The following is a 20,979-nucleotide window of genomic DNA, read 5'->3' as shown; positions in this document are numbered from 1 at the left end:
CCTCAGGAGCAGAGACTGACCACCGCAACCGTGTAGGTGCGCTGGTTGGAGGCGACGGACGTCCAGGTCGTCGAACCGAAGTCCCGCACCGCGCGGACCGTGGCGGTCCCACCGGTGATCGCGGCGACGATCGTCCTGCTGGTCGTCGCCTGGACGGGGTACGTCGTCCCGCCGGCCGTCAGCTCGTAGCCGGTCGCACCCGCGACAGCGGTCCAGTTGAAGGTCACCGACAGCACGCCGAGCCCTCCGCAGCTGAGCGTCGGCGCGGGGAGGGTGTAGGCGGAGAACGACGTCCCGCTCACCGCGACGTCGTCGGTCCACGGCGCCGCGTCGGCGACGCCCGGCGTCGCAGCCACGACCGCGGCTGTCGCTGCCGCGACCGCCGTACGACGACCACGCGCACGGCGCCGCGCACCGTGCGCTGCGCGGTGTCCAGAAGAGTGCCCAGAAGAGTGCCCAGAAGACCGGCCCCTGGGCGTTCCGCCGGCGTGCCTGCCCCGCTTCGGCTCCCGACGACCGGCGCTCCCCCGCACGGCCACGAGCACGAGCAGCATGACGAGCGCGCCGAGCACCACCAGCCCGACGGGTGTCCGGACCGCCATCAACGCGTATCCGACGTAGGGCACGTGGACCACGGCCTCGCCGACCTCGCTCGCGGGATAGCCCATCGGGTCCGCGCCCGCGTTGGCGTCGCCCTTGAGCCGCAGCACGACGAGCCCGCCGTCGCGGTCGACGTCGACCACGCGGTGGGTGACCCGGGAGCCGGTCGGCGAACGGACGGTGACCACGTCGCCGACGTCGACGTCGCCGGCGGGCACCGTCCGGGACAGGACGAGCGCGCCGGTCCCGATCGACGGCTCCATCGACCCGGAGGTGATGACCACGGGCCGCACTCCGACGGCGAGTCCCACGACCATCGCGACGAGGACGAGCAGCCCGAGCGCCGCGCCGGCCGAGAGCAGGAGGTCGCGGGCGAGACCGGCGATGCTGCGCAGCCTGCTCACGAGGTGTCCGAGGTGCCGGTCGCGGTGAACACCGCGTTGACGGAGGCGCCCTGGAGCGAGGACGGGGCGGCGGAGTCGAAGGTGACCTGGAAGCACAGGGACTCCGTGGCCGTGGTCGCGAGCGGGGATGCCGGGCGCTTGGCGAGGATCGAGGTGGTCGTCGTGCTGGTCAGCGCGGTCGGTCCGTAGAGGACGGTGCCACCGGTGCACGTGCTGGTGTTGCCGGACCCGGACTTGGTGCCGTTGAGGACGACGGTGAGCCGGAGCGCGGCCGCGGTGTTGTAGGCCGAAGCCCCACCGCCGGTCAGCCCGCCGACCAGGGTGTACTTCAGCGGTGCGGTGCCGGCGTTCTTGATCGTGAGCACCTGCGCCGAGGTCGCTCCCGGGACCATGTCGGTCATCGACAGCACGGTCGCTCCTGCGAACGGGTCGGCGTTGTCGACCTCGAGGTCCAGCGTCGCCGCGGTGAAGGTCGATCCCGAGATCGCCACGTCGTCGGTCCAGTAGGCGAGGCTGGTCGTGGCCCCGAGGCCTGCCAGCAGCGCGAGGCAGAGGACCGCCCTGATCCGACCGGTACGACGGGCCGCGACGTGCCTACTCATGGCGCTCCTCCCGGTGCCGGGAGATGAGCACGATCGTGACGCCGCCGAGCAGGCAGCAGACCGCGACGGTGAGCAGCCACCACGGCACGGTGCTGCCCACACCGGGCAGGGTCACGTCGGTCTCGTCGTCGGTGAGGTGGCCGTCCTGACGCAGCACCACCACGACCTGGAGCGGCACCTGGTCGACCATCGACTCGTTCGTCGACCGCCAGCGGAACGAGGCCCGCAGGTCGACCCGGACCGACTCGCCCTGCTCGAGGGCGTCGCGCACGAGCGGCGCGACGTCACCGCCGTTGCGGACCCGGGTCCACGGACCGGTCGCTGCCCGCGCCGACAGCGCCAGGTCGCGGTCGGAGAGGAGGCGGTCGCTGTCCCCGGCCTGGAGGGCGACGGTGAGCCGGGCGCCTGTCGGGCCGTCGTTGCGGACGTAGAACGAGCGGGTCTGGACGTCACCCGGCACCCAGACGTGGTCGCGGGTGAACAGCGGGGAGGAGAGGGCATGGCCCCAGGTCACGCCGTCGGCGCTGAGCGCGATCGGGTCGTCGGCGGCGCGCGCAGGACCGGCCGCGGTCGCGAACGCGACCGGTGCCAGGACTGCTGCGAGCACCAACCAACGGACCTTCATGACCCGACCAGCTCCCCTTCCTCCGCGGTGACGGGCGCGCGGCGCGTGCGCCGCTCGCGCGCTGCTCCCCCGAACATCCAGGCCGCGTAGCCCAGCAGCCCGGCGACCACGGCGAGCAGCGGAAGGCCTGGCCGACCGGCGAACAGGTCGTTCAGCCGTCCGACGTACGGCACCGCGTACCAGACCTCGCCCCGCACCTGGACCGGTCGGACGAGCCCCGGGTCGACCGCGTCGTTGGCGTCGCCCTGGGTCCGGAACAGCCGGTCGCCGGTCACGTGGTTGACGCCGACCTCGACCACCCGGTGGGTGACGACCGTCGGTTCCCCCGACACGAGCTGGTAGGTGACCACCGTCCCGATCCCGATCTGCTCGGGCTCGACCGGACGCACCACGACGAGCGTGCCGGGAGGCAGGCCGGGCCGCATGGACCCGGTCTGTACGTCGTACGTCGTCGCCCCCACGAGCCGCGGCACGACCACGGCCGCCAGCAGCACGCTGCCGGCGCCGAGGATCACGCACCAGGCCAGCACGAGGCGCCCGAACCCGAGCGCCGCGCGCATGACGCTAGCTGTGGACCTGGGTGGCGGTCACGGTGATGTCGTCGAGCACTGCCGAGACGTCCGTGGCCGGGTCGTTGTAGGTGTTGTCGACGCTCCCGGGGTCGGTGAAGGTCACCGTCACGGTCACGCCGAGCGCCTGGCCGTCGTTGGCCTCGGTGAACTCCGTGGCCGCGACGTTGTTGACGGTCAGGCCGACCGCATCGATGTCGAGCCCCGCTGCGAGACTGCCGGTGAGGTTGGGGGCGGACGCCGACACGGTGGCGCGCAGGTGGTTGCCCTGCGCGTCGATCGTGAACGCGCACTCCATGGCGAGAACGTCCCCGGGCACGAGCGGGTCGCCGTCGTTCCAGGTGACGGGCGCCGCCTCTCCCGAGTCGAGCTCCCAGACACCGCACCCGGTGTTGGTGCCATCGGTGGTCAGGTCGAGGTGGCCGGCGTCGATGGTGCCGCCGGGCACGGTCTCGTCGTCGGCCCAGAACGCGAGCGTCCCGGCACCGCCGACCAAGAGGACCGCGGCTGCTCCGGCAGCCAGGGCGCCCTTCGTTGACTTGTTCATGATGTTCCCTCCCGGGGCGTCCCTCCCAAGACGTCCCTTGGGACGATGGTCCTCCACCGTCCCGCTTTAATCTTCGGAACGGCGGATCCAACTCTGAGGAGGAATGCCTTGCGGGTCGTGCGCGCAGGACTCACCACGTTGGTGATCGGCAGCCTTCTCGCAACCCTGAGCGCCTGCGGGGACGATCCCGAGCCCAGTCGGGGCGAGGTGCGCCGCGACGTCGTCGGGACCCTCAGCCCGGAGGTCCCGGACGGACCGGAGGCGGCCTATCGTGCCTGGCTCGCCGCGCTGGCCGCTCAGGACGCCGAGGCGGCATGCGCGCTCCAGGCGCCCGAGCTCACCATCGACCTGCGCTACCAGGCGATCCTGGTGGACCGGGCCGAGCTGGGCGACCCGTGCGCGGGGTTCGAGGCGCTGCTGTGGGAGGACCCTGGCTTCGCGAGCGATGTCGTCGACCTCGAGGTGACCCAGCAGACCGAGGAGGACGCGCTGCTCGCTGTCCGTCTCAGGGCGTCCGCCGACCCCGACGTCACCGCCGACGTCACCGCCGACGTCACCGTGCGCATGGTCTATCACCGCGCTCGCTGGCGGGTGTTCTCCACCGAGAGCCGGGCGGGCGACGATGAGGCGGCCCGTTGGGTCGATGCGTGGTGCCTGCTCTCACCCGACCAGTCCCGCGACGAGATCGTCGCGCTGATGGGCCCGCCGTCCGGTGAGTACACCGTGTCCGACGGAGGTGAGCCCCAGCTCTGGTGGGCGCAGGACCCCTACGACTTCCGCGTCTACCTCGACCCGGTCGACGGCTCGGTCCTCGAGCTGGTCGGCGACTACGACGCGCTCGACGCGGACGACCGCGCCGAGCTCGCCTGCCCGGAGCTCCGGCGCTAGGTCGCCCCGGGGACTACCAGCCGCGCTCGGCGAGCCGGTGCGGCTGAGGGATGTCCTCGACGTTGATGCCGACCATGGCCTCGCCGAGACCGCGGGAGACCTTGGCGACCACGTCGGGGTCGTCGAAGAACGTCGTCGCCTTGACGATCGCCTCGGCGCGCTGTGCAGGGTTGCCGGACTTGAAGATGCCCGAGCCCACGAAGACGCCCTCGGCGCCGAGCTGCATCATCATCGCCGCGTCGGCGGGCGTCGCGATGCCGCCGGCGGTGAAGAGGACCACGGGCAGCTTGCCGGTGCGGGCGACCTCGACGACGAGGTCGTACGGCGCCTGCAGCTCCTTGGCCGCGACGAAGAGCTCGTCGTCGGCCAGCGAGCCGAGGCGACGGAGCTCGCCGCGGATGGTCCGCATGTGGGTGACCGCGTTGGAGACGTCACCGGTGCCGGCCTCGCCCTTGGAGCGGATCATCGCCGCACCCTCGGTGATCCGCCGCAGCGCCTCACCCAGGTTGGTCGCGCCGCAGACGAAGGGAACCGTGAAGCTCCACTTGTCGATGTGGTTCGCGTAGTCGGCCGGGGTGAGGACCTCGGACTCGTCGATGTAGTCGACACCGAGGCTCTGCAGGACCTGCGCCTCGGCGAAGTGGCCGATGCGCGCCTTGGCCATCACCGGGATCGAGACGGCCTCGATGATGCCGTCGATCATGTCCGGGTCGCTCATCCGCGAGACGCCGCCCTGGGCGCGGATGTCGGCGGGAACGCGCTCCAGCGCCATCACGGCGACGGCACCGGCGTCCTCGGCGATCTTGGCCTGCTCGGCGTTGACCACGTCCATGATCACGCCGCCCTTGAGCATCTCGGCCATGCCGCGCTTGACCTTCGTGGTGCCCAGTTCGTGCTGCTCGCTCATGGGCACGATTCTAGGTCTATGCGGGCTTGTCCCCCGCATCGGCCTCGGTCGTCCCCGGGGCGTCCAGGACGATCGCCTGGAGGTAGACCTTCCGTACCCGGAAGATCACCGTGTAGGTGCTGGCCAGCGCCAGTGTCCAGAGCGTGACCTCCATCAGGATCGGGAGGTCGAGCAGGTCGCCGAGACCGGTCATCACGAGGATCGCGACCAGCCGGTCGGCGCGCTCGGCCAGGCCGCCCTTGGCGTCCATGCCGAGCGACTCGGCCCGCGCCCGGGCGTACGACGTGACGGACCCCATGACCAGGCACCACAGCGAGACGCAGAGGTAGACGTAGTCGTCCCCGGGGCCGGCGAAGTAGAGCGCCAGGCCGCCGAAGATCGCGCCGTCCCCGATCCGGTCGAGGGTGGAGTCCCAGAACGCGCCGAATCGCGACTTGCGCTCCAGGATCCGCGCCATCTTGCCGTCGATGAGGTCGCTGAAGACGAACGCGGTGATGAAGAGGACGCCGCCCAGCAGCTCCCCGCGTGGGAAGAACGCCAGCGCTCCGACGACCACGCCGAGCGTGCCGACGAACGTCACCGTGTCGGGACTGATCCCGAGCTTGATGAACAGCTTGACGAAGGGCATGAGGACGACGCCCTGCCAGAAGTCCTTGAACCGGTCGAGCACGACGCGAACGGTAACGAATCCCGGCGCCACCCTTGACATCGCGACCTCCCTCGGAGCATTCTCCTAACTGTGTTAGGAACGCCTACTCGTGATCGGAAAGCCGAACGCCGTGAGGCCGTGCGCCGCGAGATCGTCGACGCGGCCTGGGACATCGCCCGTGAGGTGGGCCTCACCCAGATCACGCTGCGCGACGTCGCTGCCCGGGTCGGGATGCAGGCACCGTCCCTCTACACGCACTTCGACTCCAAGATGGCGATCTACGATGCGATGTTCGGCGACGCCTGGACCGACTACGAGTCCACGCTGCCGCCGCTGGTCGACGGCCTCTCCGCCGATCCTCGCACCGCCGTCCACCAGCTCTCACGTCACTTCTACGACTACGCGATTGCCGACCAGCCCCGCTACCAGCTCATGAACGAACGGCTGATCCCCGGGTTCGAGCCATCCCCCGAAGCCTTCGCGCCGTCGGAGCGGGTCGTCGCGCACGCCCGCGCGACCGTCGCCTCCCTCGCTGACGTCGCCGACGACGAGTTCCTGATCTGGTTCGCCGTCATCGGTGGCCTCATCAACCAGCACTTCGCCAACGACCCCGGCGGCACCCGGGTGACCGCGGTCGTCCGACGCGCCGTCGACATGTGGGCCGACAGCGTCGGCCTTCCGCTCTCCTCCGACTGACCCACTACCCACTCCCGGAGCCCGACCATGAAGACCACCACCCCGACGGACGCCGAGCGACTCGTCCGCCCCCAGATCCCCCGCCGGCTGGCCATGAGGCTCGCCGCCACCGAGTACGAGCGCACCACCGCGACCCTGGCGGCCCTCAGCGCTGCCGACTGGTCGCGCCCGACCCCCTGCACCGAGTGGGACGTCCGTCAGCTCGCCTGCCACATGGTCGGCATGGCGACCATGGTCAGCACGCCCTGGGAGATGGCGCGTCAGCAGAAGAAGGCGACCGCGATCGCACGGGCCGACGGCCTCGTGGCGATCGACGCGCTCACCGGGTTGCAGGTCGCCGAGCGCGCCGACTGGTCACCGGCCCGGATCGCCGACGCAGCCCGGAGCATCGGGCCGCGCGCAGCCCGAGGCCGCCGGTTCACGCCACCGTTCATCCGCAGCCGCCCGTTCCCGGACCCTCAACACCTCAACGGCCAGGACGAGCACTGGGTGATCGGCTTCCTAAGTGACGTCATCCTCACCCGCGACCCCTGGCTGCACCGGATGGACATCGCGGCCGCGACCGGGACCGAGCCGGTGCTCACCGCCGAGCACGACGGAGCGATCGTGGCCGACGTCGTCGACGAGTGGTCCCGCCGTCACGACGCGTCGTACGACCTCGAGCTCACCGGGCCGGCAGGAGGCCACTGGCAGCGTGGCAACGGCGGCGAGCGGATCTCGATGGACGCGGTCGGCTTCTGCCGTGCGATCAGCGGACGCGCCGACGCCCCCGGGCTGCTCGCCGTCCAGGTGCCGTTCTAGCCGTCCTGGACCCAGGCCGCGGCGAGCAGGTCGCGGGTCTCCTCGAGGAGCTGTGGCAGCGTCTTGGTGCCGGCGACGACCGTCATGAAGTTCGCGTCGCCGGACCAGCGCGGGACGACGTGCTGGTGCAGGTGTCCCGACAGGGAGCCCCCGGCGACCCCGCCGAGGTTGATCCCCACGTTGAAGGCGTGCGGCTGCGCGACGCGCCGGATCGTCTCGAGGGCCTGCTTGGTGAGGTCGGCGACCTCCGCGGTCTCGGCCGCGTCGAGGTCGGTGTAGTCGGCCACGTGCCGGTAGGGCAGCACCATCAGGTGGCCGGGGTTGTACGGATACAGGTTGAGCACGGCGTACGCCGACGCGCCGCGGGCCACGACGAGCGCGTCGTCGCGCGAGGTCGCCGGGTCGACCGTGATCCGGCAGAACGGGCAGGCGGGCAGGTCGGGGTCGGGAGCGGGCTCGTCCGCTGCCGTTCGGACGTAGGCCATCCGGTGGGGCGTCCAGAGACGCTCCAGGCCGTCGGGGTCGGTCACGGCGCCGGCTGCTCCAGCGTGACGAGCAGCTCGTTGAGCGGTACGTCGGGGACCTCGATGCCGCGCGACCGCGCGATGCCGTCGATCTGGTGCCACAGCGACTCCGCGAGCATGCTCACCAGGTGGTCGGCTCCCGGCGTGACCTCCAGCCGCGACGACCAGCGCCGCACGCTGGAGAAGACCTGGCCGATGAGCCCGAACACCCACGGGTCCAGGCCCGCACGGTCGTCGGCGCTCAGCTCGACGCCGTAGAAGTTGACGACCGTGTTCATCAGGGTCTCGATCTGCTCCCCGACCCCCTCGATCGCCTCGGAGAGCGGGTGCGGTCCCGGGCCGGGCAGCTCGAGCTCGACGAACCAGAACAGCGTCGGGTGAGCGACCGCCCACTTCACGAAGGCGTCGACCACGCGGCGGATGATGACGACCGGCTCGCCGTTGAAGGACAGCGAGGGCAGCAGCACCTTGCCGACGTCCTTGCAGATCTTCTGCTGGACGGCCAGGTCGAGGTCGACCCGGTCGTGGAAGTGCCGGTACAGGACCGTCCGCGCGAGGCCGGCCTCCTCCGCGATGAGCTGGACCTGGATGTCCTCGCCCGGCTCGGCCCGCTCGAGCACCCGGATCGCGGCGTCGATGATCACCCGGCGGCGAGCCTGGTTGTGGGCGAGCCAACGAAGGCGGCGTCCATCGCCGCCGTACTCGCGGTCGTCGCCCCGCTCGTCGGTCACCGGATCAGCGTATCCCGGTCGCCGGGCTCACGAACGGTGGAACCAGCGTCCGAGGTCCTGCGCGATCCCGGGACAAGTGACGTTGTGGTCGCGGTTGTCGGCGACCCACTGCCCCAGCACAGCCGTGCCGCCCTGGATCGACCAGTCGTCACCGCACCGGGCGAGGGCCTCGTCGCGCGACGTCCGGCCCGCGGCCCGCCACTCGGGCACGCCGAGCTCGAAATCGCCGACCACGCCGTCCCAGAGGTACGGCGTCGAGTACACGCCGATCGAGTATCCGGCCTCCGTGTAGGCCCGCGCCGCACCCTCGACGACGGCGGCGTTGGCGGCCTTGTCGGCACTCCACTCGAAGTCCGGCACCGGCTCCACGTCGATCCAGACGATCGGCGTCTCGAGTCCGGCCTCGATCATCGAGACGACGTTGAACCGCGCCTGCTGGTAGCCGACGTTGCGGAGCCGCCCCGCCAGTCGGGTGCCGTCGAAAGGGCCGTCCCACTCGTAGCGGGCGAGGGTCGCGTCGTCGGGATAGCTCGCGACGGCGTAGGCGGAGATCATCAGCTCGCGCTCCTCCACCCACGCGACCTGGTCGGCCAGGCACGGGTTCGGGGTGAACCCCGGCCCGTTGGTGAGCCCGACGACGACGAACTCCGCCTCGTCGACCGGCATCGGCAGGCCCAGCGACTGCTTCTCGGGGATCCCCATCCCCTTCGGGCACTGCGGCCAGCTGATGTCCGCGCCCAGCACCTCGCCGGCGCGCGGCGGGATGGTGCCGCGCGCGTCGTTGGCCAGGTCCTCGGCCATGTCGGCCAGGTCGCCGGCCTCGTCCCCGGGCTGGCCCTGCTGGCCGTTGTCGCGGTTGCGCTGCTTCTTGTCCTTCGTGGGCTCGGTCGTCGTCGGAGCGGCCTCGGGGGTCGCGTCGTCCTCGCTGCACGCCGCGGTCAGGCCCAGGGCCAGGCTCAGCAGGAGGCCGAGCCCGACCTGACGTGCCGCGCCCCCCGCCATCGCCGGCTTCTCAGACCTGCTCGCGGGACGCGATGGCCGCGGCCACCCGTTCGATCGCTTCGGCGATCGGCACGCCGTTGTCCTGCCGCCCGTCCCGGTAGCGGAACGAGACCGCGCCCTTCTCGACGTCCTCGGCCCCGGCGATCAGCATGAACGGCACCTTCTGGAGCTGTGCGTTGCGGATCTTCTTCTGCATCCGGTCGTCGGAGTCGTCGACCTCGACCCGGATCCCGCGGGCGCGCATCTGCCTCGCCACGTCGTGCAGATAGTCGGAGAAGGCGTCGGCGACCGGGATCGCCTCGACCTGGACCGGCGCCAGCCACGGGGGGAAGGCACCGGCGTAGTGCTCGACGAGCACGCCGAAGAACCGCTCGAGCGAACCGAACTTCGCCGAGTGGATCATCACCGGCTGCTGCTTGGTGCCGTCGGAGGCGACGTACTCCAGGTCGAAGCCCTTGGGCTGGCTGAAGTCGTACTGGATCGTCGACATCTGCCAGGTCCGGCCGATGGCGTCCTTGGCCTGCACGGAGATCTTCGGGCCGTAGAAGGCCGCGCCGCCGGGGTCGGCCACGAGCTCGAGGCCGGACTCGATCGCGACGTCCTCCAGCACCTTGGTCGCGACCGCCCATTCCTCCTCAGCGCCGATGAACTTGTCGGGCTTGGAGTCGTCGCGGGTCGAGAGCTCCAGGTAGTAGTCGTCGATCCCGAAGTCGCGCAGCAGGCCGAGCACGAACTCGAGCAGGTGCTTGACCTCGCCAGGTGCCTGCTCGGGGGTCACGTAGGAGTGCGAGTCGTCCTGGGTGAGGCCGCGGACCCGGGTGAGGCCGTGGATCACGCCCGACTTCTCGTAGCGGTAGACCGAGCCGAACTCGAAGAGCCGCAGCGGCAGCTCGCGGTAGGACCGTCCGCGCGACCGGTAGATCAGGTTGTGCATCGGGCAGTTCATCGGCTTGATCATGTAGTTCGAGCCCTCGAACTCCATGGGCGGGAACATGGTGTCCGCGTAGTACGGCAGGTGCCCCGAGGTGTAGAAGAGCTGGTCCTTGGTGATGTGGGGGGTACCGACGTAGGAGAAACCCTCCTCGATGTGCCGGCGGCGGACGTAGTCCTCCATCTCCCGCTTGATGACCCCGCCCTTGGGGTGGAAGACCGCGAGGCCGGACCCGATCTCGTCGGGGAAGCTGAACAGGTCGAGCTCGCGACCGAGCTTGCGGTGGTCGCGCCGCTCGGCCTCCTCGAGCCGGTGCAGGTGGTCCTCCAGCGCCTCCTTGGTCTCCCAGGCGGTGCCGTAAACGCGCTGCAGCTGCTTGTTCTTCTCGTCGCCGCGCCAGTACGCCGCCGCGGAGCGCATCAGCTTGAACGCCGGGATCCGCTTGGTGGTGGGCAGGTGCGGCCCGCGGCACAGGTCCTTCCAGGCGACCTCGCCGTTGCGGTCGATGTTGTCGTAGATGGTGAGCTCGCCCGCGCCGACCTCGGCGCCGGCACCCTCTGCAATTTCCTGGGCCGCGTCCTCGGCGTTGCCGCCACCCTTGAGCCCGATCAGCTCGACCTTGTAGGGCTCGCCGGCCAGCTCGACCAGCGCGTCCTCGTCGGTGGTGACCCGACGGGAGAACCGCTGGTTGTCCTTGATGATCTTGCGCATCCGGGTCTCGAGCTTGTCGAGGTCGGCCGGGGTGAACGGGGTCTCGACGTCGAAGTCGTAGTAGAAGCCGTCCTTGATCGGCGGGCCGATGCCGAGCTTGGCGTCCGGGAACAGGTCCTGCACCGCCTGCGCGAGCACGTGGGCGCAGGAGTGCCGCAGGATGTCGCGCCCGTCCGGGCTGTCGATCGCGACGCCCTCGACCTCATCGCCGTCGGCGAGCTCGTAGGCGAGGTCCTTGAGCGCGCCGCCCACGCGGGCCGCGATGACGTCCGGGGTGTCCTTGAACAGCTCCCAGGCCTTGGTGCCCGTGGTCACGGTCGAGTCCTGGCGCGCATCAGCGGACAGGACGGCGACCTTGATCTCAGACATGGCTCCAGCGTATCGACCGCCTCCCCGGCTCCGCGCGCGAGTTCGGCGTTCGCGGCACCAGGGCTCACCCGTCCGCGGGCCAGCACTCCGCGACGTACCCCATCCGCTGCCGCCGGAAGTGCGCCCACCGGTCGACGGCGTCGAGGACCGCGCAGTTGTCGGGCAGGAACTGCTCGCCGCTGACGACGATGATGAAGTGGTCGGCGATGCCGCTCCACTCCCCCGCCATCTCCTCACGGTAGGGCCGCAGCGGGCCGATGCCGTCGGCCGGGCAGTTGCGGGCCTTGACCTCGTCGGGGTTCACCGTGTGGTCGTCCTGGAGCTCAGGACCGCAGACGACCGTCGCGTCGGCCGGTATCGACGGCGCCAGCGCCCGGACGCTGGTGCGCCAGTAGTCGGTGGTGAAGCCGAGACCGACGGCGTCGGGCACCGGCGCCGCCCACGCGTAGTTGTAGGGGAACAGGCGCGCCTGGTCGAGTGTCGGTAGGACGACGGTGGCCACGGCGAAGGCCAGCAGCGCTCGAGGCCCCAACCGCCACCAGCGATCGAGCCCTGTCACGTGGGCGAGCCCGATCGCGGCGACGACGGCCATCGCCGGCGCGACGAAGAGGAACTGGCGCAGGCCGGTGTAGACGTTGGAGTCCATGACGATCGCGACGATCGGGAGCACCAGGGCCTGGGTGGCGAGAAGCGCCCCGACCTCCCCCAGCTCGGTCCGTTCCCGGACCTCGCGCTGGAGCACCGCCACGCCGGGCACGGAGGCGGCGAGAAGCAGCCACGGCACTTCGGTGAAGACGTTCGCCGGGATCCACCACCAGTGGCCCTCGGTCTCGTTGAAGTCGGCGGACTCGGTCGCGGAGCCCCACAGCAGGTCGACCGGGTTGCCGAAGGCCTGGGGGTAGATCGCCCAGAGCGCGAGGTAGACCGCCACCAGCGACCCGACGAGGAGCGGGATGCGTCGACGGCGGCCGCCGAACCAGAGCAGCAGGAGGGCGATCCCGGAGCTGGCGGCCAGGCCCGCCCACATCCCGGGTCGGGTGCCGACCATGAGGACGGCGCCGGCGAACAGCACCGCGGCGCCGACGTACGGGGTGCGGTCGCCCTGCCGGCTCCGGACGAGCAGCACCAGGCCGAGGGTGACGACGGCATACCCGGCGGCGACCGGGACGTCCTTGATGTTCCACATCGCGTGGCCGGTCCACATCGGCGTCGCCACCAGGACTGCCGCGGCGATCGCACCCCACTGCCAGGAGCGCAGGGCGATCCGGGCGGTGACGGCCGTCGCGGCGAGCCCCACCACCGACAGTGCGCTCACCACCAGGTGGCGGACGGCGAAGGCCTCCGGCGTCGTGCCCACGGTGCTCGCGGTGTCGGTGCCCCACAGGATCGCGACGCCGTGCGCGAGGAGGGCCGTGACCGGCGCGTAGACGTGGGATGCCTTGTGCCCGGGCTCGGGCTCGCCGCCCTCGAGGTCCCACGGGAGGACGTACCAGCCGTGGTCCAGGTAGCTGCCGAGTCGTTGGACGTGGAAGGTCTCGTCCCAGGAGATGCCGGTCCCCCAGCCCCCGACGAAGGTCATCAGCACGCACGCGAGGACCACTCCGAGCGCCGCGGCGGACAGGATCCGCGGCGGAGCCTTCGGGATCACAGCCGCTCCCGCCGGTTGACGTTGCGCGCGTGGACGACGAGCTCGGCGAGCAGCCCGAACAGGACCAGCTGGAGACCGACCGTCACCAGCATCACAGCGGTGATGAGCAGCGGCCGGCCGCCGATCGCGTCGCCCGTCACCTTGAGGACACCGAGGTAGGCCAGGGCGAGCGTGCCGAGCAGCATGCTGGCCAGGCCGACGCCGCTGAACAGGTGGGACGGGCGGTTCTCGTAGGCGAGGAGGAACCGGACCGTCACCAGGTCGGCGAACCCCCGCCAGAACCGGGCGATGCCGTACTTCGAGCTTCCCGCGATCCGGGGGTGGTGCTCGACCGGGACCTCGGCGACCCGGTGGCCGGAGTGGTGCGCGATGACCGTGAGGTAGCGGTGCATCTCGCCGTACAGCATCGGAGAGACGTCCTCGGCGACCTCGGCCCGCATCAGCTTGAAGCCGGAGTTGAAGTCACGGCCGGGTGCGCCGCTGATCAGCGCGGTGGTGGAGTTGTAGAACCGCGACGTGGTGCGCTTGACGAACCGGTCGCGCCGGACCAGCCGGGCGCCGGTGACGAGGTCGGCGCCCTCGTCGAGCCGCGCGAGCAGCCTCGAGAGCTCACCGGGATCGTCCTGCCCGTCGGCGTCCATCATCGCGATCTCGGTGGCGCCTTCCGCGAGGGCCGCCGCGAACCCGCGTTGCAGCGCCGCGGCCTTGCCACGGTTGTGCCGCAGTGTCTCCAGGCGGACGCCCTCGTGCTCGGCGACCAGCCCGCGCACCACCTCGGACGTCCTGTCCGTCGAGCCGTCGTCGACGACGAGGACCTGTCCCTTCGGGTCGACCGCGCGGACCTGCTCGAGGATCCAGGGGACGACCGTCGGGAGCGCCTCGGCCTCGTTGAACGCCGGCACCACCACCCACAGCATGCGGGCACGATGACGGGCACGGTGCCGTCGCCGCGGAACTGCCGCCTAACGCCTGCGGAACGTCGACCGAACAGACGGCTCCGTCGCTCAGAGCTTGTCGAGCCGGATCTTGCCGACTCGGCCGGGGCCGCCGGCGCAGGCCGCGCCCCACGTCGGGACGACGCCGTTGTGGCAGCCCACCCAGCCGTTCTCGTAGCCCTTGGCGCTGCCGTTGACCCGGATGCCGAACTCCTCGCCGAACACGTTGTTGATCCGGAAGAAGCCGTTGGCGTCGGTCACGTCGCTGCCGAGCACGACCCCGAGCGCGTCGGTCTCGCGATAGCTCACCGTGACCCCGCGGACGCGGTTGCCGCTGGCAGCGTTGACGACCACGCCGCTGATGAAGGACGGCGCGTCCCACACGTCGCCGAGGTCGGTGCCGGAGGAGATGAGCGTCGCTGCCTCGAAGAACTCGTACTGCACGAAGCTCGGTCCGCCGTCGCCCTCGGAGACGTAGCCGCCCTGCACCCGGTTGTTGCGGATGACCTCGACCCAGTAGTCCCCGGCGGACGGCGGCGTCAGGGTGAAGCTGCCGGTGTCGTCGGTCGTGGCGGTCGCGACCACTGCGCCCGGGGTGCCCGAGGAGTTGGCGTGCAACCGCAGCGCCGTGCCCGGCACCGGGTCGTCGGTGGTGAAGTCGATCAGCCGGCCGACGATCGGCGCCGCAGCGTTCGCCTGCGGCGGCGCGACGACCGAGAACAGAGCGGCCACGACCGCAAGGACGAAGACAGAAACGATCCGACGCATGGCGTGAACGCTATCGCTCGCGGAAGATCTGGGGGGAAGATCTGGGTGGGCGATACTGGGTTCGAACCAGTGACCTCTTCGGTGTGAACGAAGCGCGCTACCACTGCGCCAATCGCCCGGATCATGATGCGGACGCGACTTTAACGCATCGCTTCTCGTTCCCCAGAATCAGGGCCGCGCACCGCAGCGGCCCGTCAGCGGCCGAGGAGCTCCGGCTCCCGCTCACGCCACACCGTCATCGCCTGACGCGTGACCGGGCCGGGCGCCGGGAGGGTCCGGTCGTCCCAACGGCTCACGCCCTGGACGTCGCGAGTGGTGGAGACGAGGAAGATCTCGTCGGCGGCCGCGGCCACCTCGATCGGCTCGTCGACCTCGGTGCCGCCGAACCAGTCGAGCACCAACCGGCGGGTCACGCCGGCCAGGCAGCCGCTGGCCAAGGTCGGCGTCCGGACCTCGCCGTCGACGACGTAGAAGACGTTGGTCCCGGTGCCCTCGCACAGGTGGCCCCGGAGGTTGGCGAACACGGCCTCGGTCGCGCCCTTCTCCTGGGCTGCGGCGAGCGCGACCACGTTCTCGGCGTACGACGTCGTCTTGAGGCCGGCCAGCGCAGCCCGCTCGTTGCGCGGCCAGGGCACGGTGACCACCGTGGTGGTCTCGGCGGCGGGGTCCATCGCGGAGGCGGCGACGATCACCGTCGGCGCACCGCTCCCCCGGCCCGAGCCCATCGGCGCCGGCCCCGCGGTGACGGTGATCCGGAGCCGACCGAGCGGCATCGGGACACCGTCGAGGACGGCGGCGACGCCCCGTCGTACAGCATCGAGGTCGACGCCCTCCAGGCCCAGCCCGGTAGCCGACCGTCCGAGCCGCTCGAGGTGCAGCCCGAGCGCGAACGGCTGCCCGCCGACCACCTTGACCGCCTCGAAGACCGCATCACCCACGGTGAGTCCGTGATCCGTGACGGGGACGGCGGGTGCACTGGGGTCCGCCAGGAGCGCTCCGTTGATCCACACACGCATGTCAGTCACCCTACGGACGCACCCGCCGCGGCCCCACCACCGCGCCGCGAGCAGTCGCGCGACACGGCGAGACGGACCCCGGTTTTGGCGCTGTTCACCAGATCGGCTACTGTTCCACACGCGCTCAGCCGCTCCGGTGAGAACCGGGGCGGAGGTAGTCGCAGGCGGACGTAGCTCAGTTGGTAGAGCGCAACCTTGCCAAGGTTGAGGTCGCGAGTTCGAGCCTCGTCGTCCGCTCGGAGAGGTCAGACCCAGGCCTCCATGGTGGGTTGGCCGAGAGGCGAGGCAACGGACTGCAAATCCGTCTACACGGGTTCAAATCCCGTACCCACCTCCAAACAACTCCACACGGGCGATTGGCGCAGCGGTAGCGCGCTTCCTTGACACGGAAGAGGTCACTGGTTCAAACCCAGTATCGCCCACCAGCACATGAGGCCCCTGACCTGCGGAACGCAGATCGGGGGCCTTTGTCATGCTCGCACCGTCGCGCTTAGCGGAACAAGCGACCTGGCCCCTAGCGACCAGACCTTGCTCGTGTCCAGAATGATGCAGCAGCCCCGCAGGTGACCCGAGACGCCTCCGGGGCTGCGTCATGCTCCGGACCCGCCCCTATTCGGCCTTGATGATGTCGATGAGGAACCACAACGTGGAGTTGCCGGGGATGTCGGCACCGCTGCCCTGGGTGCCGTACCCGAAGGCGGGCGGGATCTGGAGCAGGACCCGGCTGCCGACGCGGACGCCGGTGAGCCCGATGCTCCAGCCCGGGATCAGGCCCCCGAGCGGGGAGACCAGCGGATCGCCTGTCGCATAGCTCTGGTCGAACGGGGCGTCCGCGGCGTACGTCGAGCCGAGGTAGTCGACCGTGACCGTGGCACCGGCGCCGACCTTCGGACCGTCGCCCTCATCCAGGACGACGCGCTGCACGGGGGCGTCGAGCGCAGGTTCCTCGATACCGGTGAAGTCCAGCCCGACAGGACGGCCACCCTCCTCGACAACGGTGGGCTGGCTCGACGGGTCCGCGTCCTGCGGCCGGTCGGAGGTGGGGGTCGGCGCCTGCTCCACCGCCGAGACCAGATCGACGACGACGACGACCTCGTCACCAGCGACCAGGCCGAGCGGGTTGCCCTCGAGCCCTTCGGGGAAGAGCCCCTCCGCCGTCGTGAGCGCCTGCACGCGCGAGCCGTAGGTCGCTCCGTCGAGCAGGTCCGCCAGGACGCCTTCGGTGATCTGAGCGACGGGCAGCTGCTGGGGCGCGCCGTTGTCGTAGTCGTTGTAGACCTGCTCCTGGTCGGTCGCGTTCCCGACGAAGAGGAAGGCGTTGACTGTGTCGCTGGCCCCGATGACGTCCCCGTCCCCCTCGACCAGCGCGGTCGTCTGGGTCTCCTCGGGCCAGTCGTCGGCCTCCGACCACTCCACCGCCAGCTCGGAGCCGACGGCGCCGGAGAACTCGACGCCCGGCCCCTCGTCCTCAGCCGAGCCTTCCGACTCGCCACACGCGGCGAGGGTCGAGCTCAGGACGACGACGAGGACGCCGCGCAGGACGCGAGATCGGAGCAGCACGGATGGAACCTACGCGATCCGTTGAAACCTGGGCTGACCGCCTCCGCTCGACCTGGTCACCCCGTCGCGCGGTTCCCGTCAGCCGGCGGCGGCCGCCTTCTTGGCGATGTCCTCGAACCGGGCGGCCATGGCGGCGGAGAGGGCCTGGGCGGCGCTGAGCGGGCGCACCATCACCATGAAGTCGTCGATCAGGCCGTCCTGGTTGACGTGGATGAAGTCGCAGCCGGTCAGCGACTTGCCGTCGACGTCGGCAGCGAAGACGAGGGCGTGGTCGGCGGCGCCCTCCGCGCCGATCTCGCGGACGTAGCGGAAGTTCTCGAACACCTGGAAGACGGCCTCGAGGATCGCGGAGGTGATGGCCTTGCCGGCGTACGGCTTGAACGCGACGGGGCTGGTGAAGACGACGTCGTCGGCGAGGCAGTCGTACATCGCCTGGAGGTCACGGGCCTCGACGGCCGTGCGGAACGGGTGCATGCGCTGACCCTAGTCCGGCACCGTCGTTCGAACATGTGTTCTATTGTTGGTCGGTGACGAGGACGCGGTTCGTGTGGGTACGACCGGCCTTCACGCCCGTGGAGATGCCGGGCCTCGTCCTGGAGTGGCGGCGCGACGGCGAGGGCGCCTGGCGCGCTCTCGTCACCTGGGTCGAGACCCGCGGCCGGGTCGTCACCGCCTGGGTGCCCGCCGAGGAGCTGCGACCGGTCCAGGCCCCGCCCCAGACCGGCTCGCTCTACGGCTGAGCTCACCTCGTCGACCGAACCCTGCCGGTTCGTCGACCGAAGCGTGCTGGTTCGTCGACCGAACCGTGCTGGTTCGTCGACCGGACCGACCGGGTCACCGACGGGTGCCGGCACCCTCCGGGACGTACGGCGGGACGCCCCGCTCCCCCACGTGCACGTCGAGGATCGCGTGGTGCGCCGGGTTGCCGAAGAAGCCCTGGTTGGCGACGAGCACGCTGCGCCCGGCGAACGTCATGTTCGAGGGGGTGTCGAACGGCACCGGAGAGCCGTTCTCGCCGGTGAGCGGCGTCGCCGGCACCCGCTCGACCTCGGCGAAGTCGGCGTCGAGGACGACGAGCTGGTTGCTGCCGGCGTTGGCGACGTAGATCCGCCCGGACCGCGCGAAGCTGAACCCGTCGGGCAGGTCCATCGGCAGCGACTCCCACAACGTGGTGAGCGTCCGCTCCCCGCGCAGCGGCACCCGATAGAGCTTGCCCATCGCGACCGTCGGGTCCCCCAGGCCCAGCGAGGTCTGCTGCATGACGTAGAGCGCCTTGCGTCGCGGCCCGAGCACCAGTCCGGCGGTGCCGAACTCGACCCCGTCGAGCTTCTTGTCCACCAGCCACGGCCGCGCCTTGCCCCCGCCGGGCGGCACCCGCCACACGACGGCCTGGCCGTAGTCGCTGACGTAGAGCGACCCGTCGGGGCCCCACGTCGCGTAGTTCGGGATCGGGCCGGCGTCGCTGAGGTTCGGCGTGCAGCCCTCGCCCGGCATCCCGAGCGGGCAGGCAGGGAGGTCGACGAGGCGGGAGTACGTCGACCAGCGCCCCGTGCGGACCTGGAGCCGCAGGATCTTGCCCGTGCTCTTCTCGAGGACGATCAGGCGGCCCCGCGCGTCCACGTGGGCGACCTGCACGCCGTGGCTCACCGACAGGTCCTGGCCCGGCACCTCCCACTCCCGGAGCAGCTCACCGCGCCGCGACCACTCCCGCACCACCGACGGGACGCCGTCGGTCTGCGGGCTGGCGAACGTGCCGGCATACACGCGCCCGTTGGGGTGCAGGACCACGTTGGCGGGCCGGCCCGGTGCCTCGACCATGGCGAGCACCTTCGTGTGCCAACGCTCACGCTCAGCGGCGACCGTGCCGGACCCACCGACGGGGACCAGGACGGCGACGAGCACGGAGAGGACAGCAGCCAGCGCGCCCGCGCCGGCCAACGACGTACGACGCAGCGGCATCACAGGGAGCGGCATCACGGCTTGTCCAGCACCTCGCCCGCGGCCCGCTGCCCGGCGCGCACGGCGCCGTCCATGAAGCCCGACCAGTAGGTCGACGTCTCGGTGCCGGCCCAGTGGACCCGGCCGAACGGCTTGCGGATCTCCGGACCGACGGTCGAGATGGTGCCGGGGCGCGGCAGCGCGATCGGGCCGCCGGTCGACCACGGCTCGAGGGTCCAGTCGTGCTCGGTGTACTCGATCGGGCGCAGCGCCTGCTCACCGAACATCTCTGCGAAGCCCTCCAGCACCGCGCGCTTGCGCTCCGCGCGGGGCAGCCGGCCGTAGGCCTTCCAGGTCGAGCCACCGACGAACGCGAGCAGCACGCCGGGGCCACCCGAGGCCGGCGTGTTGTCGAACACCGTCCGGGTCGCGCCGGAGTGCGACAGGCCCGAACCGGAGAGGCCGGCCTCGCGCCAGAAGGGGGTCTCATAGACCGCGTCGCACTTCATCAGGTGGCCCATCGGCATGTTCGTGAGGAGCTGACGGCGCCGTTGCGGCAGCTGCGGGTGCCAGTCGATGTCGAGCACCAGCGGCGGCGGGCAGGCGACGATGACGCGCTTCGCACGCACCGTGCCGCGGTCGGTGTGGACGTGGGCCCAGCCGTCGCGCTGGACGATCCGGCGGACCGGAGCGCGCAGGGCGACCCGGTCGCCGAGCGCGCGCGCCATCCGGATCGGGACCATCTGCGAGCCGAGCTTGAAGCGCGAGTCCTGGGCGGCGTCGGCCGTGCCGGAGGAGCGCTCGAACGTGCCCGGGTTGTCCTCGTTGCCCGCGGTCGCGATGAACCACGCGAGGAAGAGCAGCGACACGTTGCCGCCGTCGGACCCCCAGCTCGGCTGGAAGTAGCACTCGAGGAGGGTGTCGGTGTCGGAGGACAGCGTCTGTCCGGCGACCCACTCCCGGACCGTCATGGCGTCCCACGCCGCGGCCTGCGGGTGGTCCCACGGCGCGTTGACGTCGATCTCGGAGGCCATCGTGTTGATGCGGTTCTGGAGCAGCGCCGCGTCGAGCAGGATGCTCGGGTCCGGCGGGACGGTGCCGGTGTACGTCGAGCGGTTGCCGTTCTTGACGTAGACGTTCTCGCCCTCGACGTACTCCTTGAACGTCTTGACGCCCAGGTCGTCGGCGAGCTTGAGGATGCGGTCCTGGGTCGGGCCGACGAACGCACCGCCGGCCTCGATCACGCCGCCGGAGCGCAGGTGGTGGTTGAGCACCCGGCCGCCCACCCGGTCACGCGCCTCGACGACGAGGACCTTCGCTCCCCGCGCCTTGAGCGTGCGGGCGGCGGTGAGTCCCGAGATCCCACCGCCGACCACGATCACGTCGACCTGGTCCGGGAGCGGCCCGCTGGTCGTCGCGGCGCCCGCCGGGGACGGTGTCCACAGCCCGCCCGTGCCGACCGCGCCTGCCGCGCCCGCGGCTCCCACAGCCAGTCCGCCCAGCAGCCGCCGGCGACCGAGTCCTGCTCCCATGTTCACTACCTCGCATTATCAGGTCA

Annotated in this window: 23 protein-coding genes and 4 tRNA genes; 7 read left to right on the top strand and 20 right to left on the bottom strand. The window is 71.0% G+C overall.

The window, feature by feature from the left end; all coding sequences use genetic code 11:
- Positions 1-2 precede the first annotated feature (2 nt).
- From H0487_RS00835 to H0487_RS00815, 5 genes are read right to left on the bottom strand one after another with little or no spacing between them, the layout of a single operon-like run.
- Positions 3-1,004 carry a signal peptidase I gene (locus H0487_RS00835; RefSeq protein WP_183092323.1) on the bottom strand — a complete coding sequence of 334 codons (1,002 nt, stop codon included), beginning with the start codon at positions 1,002-1,004 and terminating at the stop codon, positions 3-5.
- Positions 1,001-1,606: a TasA family protein gene (locus H0487_RS00830; RefSeq protein ID WP_183092322.1), complete on the bottom strand. Its 606-nt coding sequence runs from the start codon at positions 1,604-1,606 to the stop codon at positions 1,001-1,003. The genes H0487_RS00835 and H0487_RS00830 overlap by 4 nt, the downstream gene beginning before the upstream one ends.
- Complete coding sequence (locus H0487_RS00825) at positions 1,599-2,231, bottom strand: hypothetical protein (RefSeq protein ID WP_183092321.1); 633 nt, start codon at positions 2,229-2,231, stop codon at positions 1,599-1,601. Before H0487_RS00825 ends, H0487_RS00830 begins: the two co-directional genes overlap by 8 nt.
- Entirely contained in the window at positions 2,228-2,791 is a 564-nt protein-coding gene (locus H0487_RS00820; protein ID WP_183092320.1) for a signal peptidase I, read from the bottom strand. Before H0487_RS00820 ends, H0487_RS00825 begins: the two co-directional genes overlap by 4 nt.
- A 4-nt stretch (positions 2,792-2,795) precedes the next feature.
- Positions 2,796-3,347: an alternate-type signal peptide domain-containing protein gene (locus tag H0487_RS00815; RefSeq protein WP_183092319.1), complete on the bottom strand. Its 552-nt coding sequence runs from the start codon at positions 3,345-3,347 to the stop codon at positions 2,796-2,798.
- Positions 3,348-3,455: 108 nt separating this feature from the next.
- On the opposite strand from H0487_RS00815, the gene H0487_RS00810 reads away from it, so the two are divergent.
- The gene (locus tag H0487_RS00810; protein WP_183092318.1) at positions 3,456-4,235 is read left to right on the top strand and encodes a hypothetical protein; all 780 of its coding nucleotides are present in this window, start codon (positions 3,456-3,458) and stop codon (positions 4,233-4,235) included.
- A 13-nt stretch (positions 4,236-4,248) separates the two neighbouring features.
- On the opposite strand, the gene pdxS is transcribed toward H0487_RS00810, so the two are convergent.
- Together pdxS and pgsA are read right to left on the bottom strand one after the other, a co-directional pair.
- Positions 4,249-5,142, bottom strand: coding sequence for a pyridoxal 5'-phosphate synthase lyase subunit PdxS (pdxS, locus tag H0487_RS00805; protein ID WP_183092317.1), 894 nt, complete (start codon positions 5,140-5,142; stop codon positions 4,249-4,251).
- Between the two features lie 16 nt (positions 5,143-5,158).
- On the bottom strand, positions 5,159-5,812 hold the full coding sequence (gene pgsA / locus H0487_RS00800) for a phosphatidylinositol phosphate synthase (protein ID WP_183092316.1): 654 nt from the start codon (positions 5,810-5,812) through the stop codon (positions 5,159-5,161).
- A 117-nt stretch (positions 5,813-5,929) separates the two neighbouring features.
- Between pgsA and H0487_RS00795 the strand changes: the two genes are divergently transcribed.
- Together H0487_RS00795 and H0487_RS00790 are read left to right on the top strand one after the other, a co-directional pair.
- Positions 5,930-6,487, top strand: coding sequence for a TetR/AcrR family transcriptional regulator (locus H0487_RS00795; protein ID WP_183092315.1), 558 nt, complete (start codon positions 5,930-5,932; stop codon positions 6,485-6,487).
- 27 nt (positions 6,488-6,514) lie between these two features.
- A complete protein-coding gene (locus tag H0487_RS00790; protein WP_183092314.1) occupies positions 6,515-7,288 on the top strand; it encodes a maleylpyruvate isomerase family mycothiol-dependent enzyme in 774 nt (257 codons plus the stop codon).
- Here H0487_RS00790 and H0487_RS00785 read toward each other — a convergent pair.
- The 9 genes from H0487_RS00785 to H0487_RS00745 form a co-directional block, all read right to left on the bottom strand.
- On the bottom strand, positions 7,285-7,818 hold the full coding sequence (locus H0487_RS00785) for an HIT family protein (RefSeq protein ID WP_312855775.1): 534 nt from the start codon (positions 7,816-7,818) through the stop codon (positions 7,285-7,287). The two genes, H0487_RS00790 and H0487_RS00785, sit on opposite strands and share 4 nt — an antisense overlap.
- A complete protein-coding gene (locus H0487_RS00780) occupies positions 7,815-8,543 on the bottom strand; it encodes a TetR/AcrR family transcriptional regulator (RefSeq protein WP_183092313.1) in 729 nt (242 codons plus the stop codon). The genes H0487_RS00785 and H0487_RS00780 overlap by 4 nt, the downstream gene beginning before the upstream one ends.
- A gap of 27 nt (positions 8,544-8,570) precedes the next feature.
- Complete coding sequence (locus tag H0487_RS00775) at positions 8,571-9,545, bottom strand: glycoside hydrolase family 25 domain-containing protein (RefSeq protein WP_183092312.1); 975 nt, start codon at positions 9,543-9,545, stop codon at positions 8,571-8,573.
- Positions 9,546-9,555: 10 nt separating this feature from the next.
- Complete coding sequence (thrS, locus tag H0487_RS00770; protein WP_183092311.1) at positions 9,556-11,556, bottom strand: threonine--tRNA ligase; 2,001 nt, start codon at positions 11,554-11,556, stop codon at positions 9,556-9,558.
- Positions 11,557-11,620: 64 nt separating this feature from the next.
- Positions 11,621-13,204, bottom strand: coding sequence for a hypothetical protein (locus H0487_RS00765; RefSeq protein ID WP_183092310.1), 1,584 nt, complete (start codon positions 13,202-13,204; stop codon positions 11,621-11,623).
- The gene (locus H0487_RS00760) at positions 13,201-14,121 is read right to left on the bottom strand and encodes a glycosyltransferase family 2 protein (protein WP_183092309.1); all 921 of its coding nucleotides are present in this window, start codon (positions 14,119-14,121) and stop codon (positions 13,201-13,203) included. The genes H0487_RS00765 and H0487_RS00760 overlap by 4 nt, the downstream gene beginning before the upstream one ends.
- An 87-nt stretch (positions 14,122-14,208) precedes the next feature.
- Positions 14,209-14,907: a hypothetical protein gene (locus H0487_RS00755; RefSeq protein WP_183092308.1), complete on the bottom strand. Its 699-nt coding sequence runs from the start codon at positions 14,905-14,907 to the stop codon at positions 14,209-14,211.
- A gap of 46 nt (positions 14,908-14,953) precedes the next feature.
- Positions 14,954-15,025: transfer RNA gene (locus H0487_RS00750), tRNA-Val, on the bottom strand.
- Positions 15,026-15,101: 76 nt separating this feature from the next.
- On the bottom strand, positions 15,102-15,923 hold the full coding sequence (locus tag H0487_RS00745; RefSeq protein ID WP_183092307.1) for an aminotransferase class IV: 822 nt from the start codon (positions 15,921-15,923) through the stop codon (positions 15,102-15,104).
- A 164-nt stretch (positions 15,924-16,087) separates the two neighbouring features.
- Here H0487_RS00745 and H0487_RS00740 point away from each other — a divergent pair.
- The 3 genes from H0487_RS00740 to H0487_RS00730 all read left to right on the top strand — a co-directional run bounded on the left by H0487_RS00740 (position 16,088) and on the right by H0487_RS00730 (position 16,348).
- Positions 16,088-16,160, top strand: a tRNA-Gly gene (locus tag H0487_RS00740).
- Positions 16,161-16,186: 26 nt separating this feature from the next.
- Positions 16,187-16,260 (top strand) — tRNA-Cys (locus H0487_RS00735).
- A 13-nt stretch (positions 16,261-16,273) separates the two neighbouring features.
- A tRNA-Val gene (locus H0487_RS00730) sits at positions 16,274-16,348 on the top strand.
- Between the two features lie 184 nt (positions 16,349-16,532).
- Here the strand turns inward: H0487_RS00730 and H0487_RS00725 are convergent.
- Together H0487_RS00725 and H0487_RS00720 are read right to left on the bottom strand one after the other, a co-directional pair.
- The gene (locus H0487_RS00725) at positions 16,533-17,483 is read right to left on the bottom strand and encodes an FKBP-type peptidyl-prolyl cis-trans isomerase (RefSeq protein ID WP_183092306.1); all 951 of its coding nucleotides are present in this window, start codon (positions 17,481-17,483) and stop codon (positions 16,533-16,535) included.
- A gap of 78 nt (positions 17,484-17,561) precedes the next feature.
- Positions 17,562-17,957, bottom strand: a complete 396-nt coding sequence (locus H0487_RS00720; RefSeq protein ID WP_183092305.1) for a nuclear transport factor 2 family protein — start codon at positions 17,955-17,957, stop codon at positions 17,562-17,564.
- Positions 17,958-18,010: 53 nt separating this feature from the next.
- On the opposite strand from H0487_RS00720, the gene H0487_RS00715 reads away from it, so the two are divergent.
- Complete coding sequence (locus H0487_RS00715) at positions 18,011-18,223, top strand: hypothetical protein (protein WP_183092304.1); 213 nt, start codon at positions 18,011-18,013, stop codon at positions 18,221-18,223.
- Positions 18,224-18,317: 94 nt separating this feature from the next.
- Here the strand turns inward: H0487_RS00715 and H0487_RS00710 are convergent, their stop codons facing one another.
- A complete protein-coding gene (locus H0487_RS00710; RefSeq protein WP_183092303.1) occupies positions 18,318-19,457 on the bottom strand; it encodes an SMP-30/gluconolactonase/LRE family protein in 1,140 nt (379 codons plus the stop codon).
- Complete coding sequence (locus H0487_RS00705) at positions 19,457-20,953, bottom strand: flavin monoamine oxidase family protein (protein ID WP_183092302.1); 1,497 nt, start codon at positions 20,951-20,953, stop codon at positions 19,457-19,459. Before H0487_RS00705 ends, H0487_RS00710 begins: the two co-directional genes overlap by 1 nt.
- Between the last annotated feature and the right edge of the window lie 26 nt (positions 20,954-20,979).

This window comes from Nocardioides stalactiti (genome assembly GCF_014180715.1).
Taxonomy (GTDB): domain Bacteria; phylum Actinomycetota; class Actinomycetes; order Propionibacteriales; family Nocardioidaceae; genus Nocardioides; species Nocardioides stalactiti.
The sequence above is the reverse complement of the archived record's forward strand: the minus strand, read 5'-3'. Positions and strand labels throughout refer to the sequence as shown.